This is a genomic window from Psychrilyobacter sp., assembly GCF_049671765.1.
Lineage (GTDB): Bacteria > Fusobacteriota > Fusobacteriia > Fusobacteriales > Fusobacteriaceae > Psychrilyobacter.
In genome coordinates this window covers 1-5,876 of the sequence record NZ_JBATVM010000042.1, presented here as the reverse complement: position 1 = coordinate 5,876, position 5,876 = coordinate 1, and the positions used below count along the sequence as shown (strand labels likewise).

Below are 5,876 nucleotides of genomic sequence, written 5' to 3'. Positions count from 1 at the left end.
CTTGTTTCATTTTTTGTCTTTTCTATTTACATATTCAGTATATTCCTTATTTTTTACTAAAGATATAAAACAAAACTAAAAAAATAATTATTAAATTAAAAAAAGATTGCTAATTAATTAGCAACCTGTTGTGGTGCTATTTTGTTGTTATATTTTTTCTGATTATTTTTAATACTCATTATAAATAATTCATGAAAAAATTATATTGAATTGCTAGTCTCCTTTTAAGCTTAATCTTGTTGAATTTATTTTATAAACTTACAAAGTAAACATTTCAGAACTTTTATAATTATTTAAAATTTATCATTTTAACATTATTTACGTTTAATTATCTAATTGAAGAGATCTTAAATTTTTTTATGATAATATTATTTTTTTCTTCACGGGACCTATGAGTTAATTTTTCTAATTCAATCTTATAATTTTTAATATCACTTAAAATCCAAATTTCAAATTCCCAATGGTTTCCTTCATCATCATCTACAAAAATATTTATAATAAACCCCTTAGGTCTATTAAATCGTGGAAATTTAACAAAATCACCATATTGAATCTTTTTACACTTTCTTTTATTTCCATGATTTTAACCTCTTTACTTAGTTTTTATTATTTTTACAATATTACCTTATACTTATATTCAGGACGCCCTACACTTCCGTAGTAGATAGAATTTTCTACCCTGCCTAATTCCATAAGGTAATCTAAATATTTTTTCACTGTTACTGTACTTGTATTTAAAATATCAGAAATTTCCTTAGATGACCATTCCTTAGATGAATCTAATAATAATACATCCATTATTTTCTTCAAAGTTTTCTCACTTATCCCTTTGACACTACTCCCCTTAGTTTTATTTCTTAAAAATAATTTATCTACTTCACCCTGGCTTAAAACTTCCTTTCCTGAAATATTTGATTTTTTATTCAAACATCTTCCTAAAGAATCTTTTAATCGATTAAAATCAAAAGGTTTTATAAGATAATCTATTGCTCCTAATTTAAATGCTCTCTCTATCTCTACGGTATTATTTGAAGCGGTTAGAAAAATAACTTCCACACCAATTTTCTTCTTTCTTATAGTTTCTAAAGTCACCAATCCATTGGTATCAGGTAAAAACATATCTAATATTATTAATTCAACATGATTTTTTTCCAAATATTTAATAGCTAGTTTTCCTTCTTTGAAAGTTTTAACTACGCGAAACTCTCCTACAGAGTTAATTATTTTTTCTGTTATCATGCTTACCATGGGGTCATCTTCTATAATAACTACATCGATCATATTTTTTTCTCCTTCTTGAGTTCGACACAAAATGTTTTACTATTTTTACGACTCTTAATATTCAAACTTCCTTTATATACTTCTACGAGATTTTTAATGAGTGCCAATCCAGAACCACGTCCCTCACCTTTGGAGGAATAACCTATATTAAATATTTTTTCCATCTCATTGGTGTCTATACTTCGCCCACTATCTGTAACCTCTATTCTCAATTTGTTTTCATCTTCAAAAAAACCAACCTGAATATTCTTTTCAATACTTTTTTCGCAGGCTTCCCTGGCATTTTCTAATAGATTTCCTATTATTACAACCAAATCATTGGCATCTATGTTATCGTGTGTTTTATCTAATTTAGTTTTTTCATCTACCTTAAAATTTATCCTTGATTCCCTAGCTAAACTCATCTTAGCTAGGATAAGTGCTTCAATTATAGGATCTTTTACTCCTACAACATTATGTTTTTGATTTTCAACTTCATATTCTAAATAGAGTATATAATCTTTAGCTTTCTCATACTCCTCCAATTGAAGAAGTCCTGAAACTACATGAATCTTATTTTTAAATTCATGGACATTGGCTCTCATAGAGTTAATTATCTGAGCAACTCCTGTTATTTCCTCTGCTACTCTTTTTACTTCTCCACCATCTCTCAATATAAAAATAACATCTAATATTTTTTTGGTTTTATTTAATTTTATCGCACTTACAAATAATTTCCCACCTTCTACCATTATCTCTCTACCAATAAATCCAGCCTGTGTTTCTATAACATTTTCAAACAACCGTTTAAATATTTCATCATCTCTAGAAGTTAACATATTTTGAGCCGCAAGATTAGTTTTAGTAATTTCACTCTTATCGTTTATTGTCACTATCCCCTCATGCATATTATCAAATATAACTTTTTTTTCTGCATAAAACCTTCCTATTTCTACAGGTTCATATCCAAAAATTTCTTTTTTTATACTCTTTGCTAAAAAATATGATAAAAGCGCTCCAAATGAAAGAATTATCAAAAATAAAAAGGTCGATTCAAAAATAAAATTATTTTTCCATTTGTCTCTCTCTACTTGTAGCTTCCCTACACTTATAAACCCTATCTGCTTTCCTTTATAATTTATAGGTACAAATTTTCTTAGTGATACTCCCTGAGTTCCTTTGGCCATTGAAAAGTAAGATTTTCCCTCTTCTACAACTCTCTTTTCATCTCCACCCTTAAATATTTTTCCGATATATTGGGGATCTCTATGAGAATACCTCCTACTATTCATATCAGCTATGGTTATAAAATCTACATCTTCTAATTTAGACCATATCTTATTGGTATAATTCTGTATATTTTCAGAATTTTTTTTATGTAAATTTTCTTTTATAAAAGGATCTTGACTGAGAGTCAAGGCTATATTCCCAAGATTTTTTCGTTCATTTAAATTTTCTATTTTAACTTTACTTTTAAAAACAATAAAATAAGTTATAAGTAATATAACGGTTATCAAAACTACCAAATATATATATATTTTCTTCTCTAACTTCATTTTACCTCCTTTTTTTTACCAAATGAATAGCCATTATAAAAGTTTAGCATATTTTTTCTCTTTTCTTAAAGGATTTTTTTTTATATGGTAAATATATAAGTAAAGAATGAGTAAAACTTAGAATAATAAATACTTATTATAGGATTCGCCATAAATGAGTAGGGAGGAAAGAAATGTCAGAAATATTTAGTAATCAAATCTTAAATCAATTAAAACAAGGACTAAGTAAAATAAAAAATCCAATTGAAATTATTACCTTTGTAGAAAATGGTAAACCTCTGTGTGAAGAGGTAATCTCTATGATGGTTCAATTGTCTACATTAAATAAAAAGATAAATTTTGTCAAATATGACCTTATCAAAGATTTTAAGTTGGCTAAAAAATACGGAATTGATAAAGTTCCTGGAACTACTATTTTAGTAAAAAATAAACCTACTGGAGTTAAATTTTACGGAATCCCAAGTGGTCATGAAATAAATGCTCTCATGTTTGCTCTCTTAGAAATTTCTGGAATGACAACTCCATTAGAAAATAAACTAGTAGATGCCATTAAAGAAATAAATAAAAAGATCAATATCAAGGTATTTGTAAGTTTACAATGCCCACATTGCCCCAAAGCAGTTATAACGGCTTTTAAAATAGCTATACTAAATAAAAATATTAATACCGAGATGATACAAGCCGACTTATACAATAACCTTTCTAATAAATTTGGAGTAAGTTCTGTACCCAGAATTTTTTTTAATGATAAAGATGATCTAATGGGTGTACAACCTATAGAAATGTTTATCGAAAAAATACAAAATTTAAAATAACAAAAAATCCCTAAAAATTAGGGATTTTTTGTTATTTAGTTATCTTAACTATCTTCTTTTTTCCTGCTCTTACTATCATTCCATCTTCAATATTTATAATTGCTTTTACATCTTTAATTGCTATATCATTTATTTTAAATCCACCTTGAGTAATCAACCTTCTAGCATCTGAAGTTCCTTTAAAGAAATTTAATTTATTTACCAATAAGTCTATTGCTCCTACTTCTTCTTCTTCTATTTTTACCTCTGGTAAGTCTACATCCATATTTCTTTTAGAGAATACATTTTCAAACCAGTCACGGGCTTTTACTCCATCTTCCTCATTATGGTAAATAGTTACTATCTCTGCTCCTAATCCCTTTTTACAGTCCATAGGATGGATAGTGCCATCAGCCACTCCTGCTTTTAATCTTACTATCTCTTCCATAGGTATATCTGTAGCTACCTCATAGTAGTTCCACATAAGCTCATCTGAAATAGACATTATCTTTCCAAACATATCGTTAGGAGCTTCTGTTATTCCTATGTAGTTATTAAGTGATTTAGACATTTTTTCTACTCCATCTAATCCTTCTAAAATAGGCATCATCATACATACTTGTGGTTCTGTTCCTGCATTTCTTTGTAAATCTCTCCCTCTTAATAGGTTAAATGTCTGTTCAGTTGCTCCTAATTCTACATCAGCATCAATAGCTACAGAATCATATCCTTGTAAGATAGGATACATAAATTCTACAAGTGAGACAGGTTTTCCTGCCGCTAATCTTTTAGAAAAATCATCTCTTTGGATCATTTGTGCTACTGTAAATTGAGATAATAATTTTAGTACATCTTCTAATTTTAATTTTTCTAACCAGTCACCATTATATACAACTTCTGTTTTTTCCATATCTAAAATCATCTTTAATTGATCTAAATATGTTTGGATATTCTTTGTGATATCTTCCGAAGATAACATTGGTCTAGTTTCAGATTTTCCTGTTGGATCTCCTATTCTAGCTGTAAATGTACCAATCAAAAATTTTACTCTATGACCTAGATCTTGAAATTGCTTTAATTTTCTAAGGGGTACTGCATGACCTATATGAAGATCAGAACCAGTTGGGTCTATCCCTAATTTTACAATTAATGGAGTGTTAGTCTCCAAAGATTTCTTCAATTTTTTTTCTAATTCTTTTTCAGAAATTAGTTCCTCTACTCCTCTTTTTAATATACTTAACTGTCTTTGTACTTCTACATTGATATCCATAGTTAGTCTCCTCTTCTATATTAATTTTATTTTTTATTTAAAAAAAAGCTTACAGATTTTATCTGTAAGCTTTAAAAAGTTTAATTCAGATACAACCCCTATTAGTATACTATAAAATGGGCTGTAATATTTCTATACAGTCCTTAAATTAATAATAGTAATAATAAGTTTGGTTGTTATCAAATTTCATATCGTTCTCCTAATTTTTTAGTCTGTATTTTCCTAATTATAACATAATAAGATTTTTTTTTAAAGAAATAAAATGATTCTATTCTAGAAATATTAGCTATTATTATAAAATTTTATTTTTTATCTCCTTTTAAAACAGGGATGCGGCTATTTGGCCGCATCCCTATTTTAAATAATTATTAACCTTGTGCTGGTGCTGGTGCTGTAACAACAACTGTATCATCGATAGCATTATAGTTAACAGTTACTGTAACAACTTGACCTGATACATCATCATATAACTTACTATGATCCATGTCTATTCCAAAATTAAATGTTGCTACTCCTTCTGCTATTGTTCCATTACCGGTAGCGTCTGTAAGTTTAACACCCCTATCAGCTGTTGTTGTAACATTATAGGCGAAAGTTTCACCAGTTTCACCAGTTAGATTAGCTGTTACAGTTTGTACATCAGCCTCAGATCCAACAAACACATCTTTAAAATCAAGACTTGCAGTGTTTAAATCTACTGTAATTGGTATAATATAATTTCCTGAAACTGTTAATGTGTCACTTGCGGTTTCCCCTGTAGCCATTGCTGTTGCTGATAACACTAAGATTGCTGCTGCTAATAATAATTTTTTCATTTTTCTTACCTCCGTTTTTTTTTATATAAATATTTTATTACATAATTTAAAAAGTACTCAATAAATCTAATTTTAAAAATTTGAATCATAAAAAACAGTTTTAAGTTTTTTATCTTTAATTTCAGATACTTTAAAATCAACTCCATCATAGAAATCACCTATTTCACCTGATTTTATGACA

The 5,876-nt window shown here is 28.0% G+C and carries 5 protein-coding genes; 1 reads left to right on the top strand and 4 read right to left on the bottom strand.

Features of this window, described 5'->3' with window-relative positions:
* Positions 1–612 precede the first annotated feature (612 nt).
* Positions 613–1,281: a response regulator gene (locus tag WBG30_RS01965; RefSeq protein WP_424502963.1), complete on the bottom strand. Its 669-nt coding sequence runs from the start codon at positions 1,279–1,281 to the stop codon at positions 613–615.
* On the bottom strand, positions 1,278–2,816 hold the full coding sequence (locus tag WBG30_RS01960) for an ATP-binding protein (RefSeq protein WP_424502962.1): 1,539 nt from the start codon (positions 2,814–2,816) through the stop codon (positions 1,278–1,280). The genes WBG30_RS01965 and WBG30_RS01960 overlap by 4 nt, the downstream gene beginning before the upstream one ends.
* Before the next feature lie 173 nt (positions 2,817–2,989).
* Here WBG30_RS01960 and pdo point away from each other — a divergent pair, with 173 nt between their 5' ends.
* A complete protein-coding gene (pdo, locus tag WBG30_RS01955) occupies positions 2,990–3,631 on the top strand; it encodes a protein disulfide oxidoreductase (protein WP_424502961.1) in 642 nt (213 codons plus the stop codon).
* 31 nt (positions 3,632–3,662) lie between these two features.
* On the opposite strand, the gene tyrS is transcribed toward pdo, so the two are convergent.
* Both tyrS and WBG30_RS01945 read right to left on the bottom strand, forming a co-directional pair.
* The gene (gene tyrS / locus WBG30_RS01950) at positions 3,663–4,880 is read right to left on the bottom strand and encodes a tyrosine--tRNA ligase (RefSeq protein WP_424502960.1); all 1,218 of its coding nucleotides are present in this window, start codon (positions 4,878–4,880) and stop codon (positions 3,663–3,665) included.
* Positions 4,881–5,248: 368 nt separating this feature from the next.
* Entirely contained in the window at positions 5,249–5,695 is a 447-nt protein-coding gene (locus tag WBG30_RS01945) for a hypothetical protein (RefSeq protein WP_424502959.1), read from the bottom strand.
* Positions 5,696–5,876: the final 181 nt, after the last annotated feature.

What these genes read in the sequence shown, in the direction of transcription:
- WBG30_RS01965 (WP_424502963.1), bottom strand. Translation starts at nt 1,281, where the DNA reads ATGATCGATGTAGTTATTATAGAAGATGACCCCATGGTAAGCATGATA.
- WBG30_RS01960 (WP_424502962.1), bottom strand. Translation starts at nt 2,816, where the DNA reads ATGAAGTTAGAGAAGAAAATATATATATATTTGGTAGTTTTGATAACC.
- pdo (WP_424502961.1), top strand. Translation starts at nt 2,990, where the DNA reads ATGTCAGAAATATTTAGTAATCAAATCTTAAATCAATTAAAACAAGGA.
- tyrS (WP_424502960.1), bottom strand. Translation starts at nt 4,880, where the DNA reads ATGGATATCAATGTAGAAGTACAAAGACAGTTAAGTATATTAAAAAGA.
- WBG30_RS01945 (WP_424502959.1), bottom strand. Translation starts at nt 5,695, where the DNA reads ATGAAAAAATTATTATTAGCAGCAGCAATCTTAGTGTTATCAGCAACA.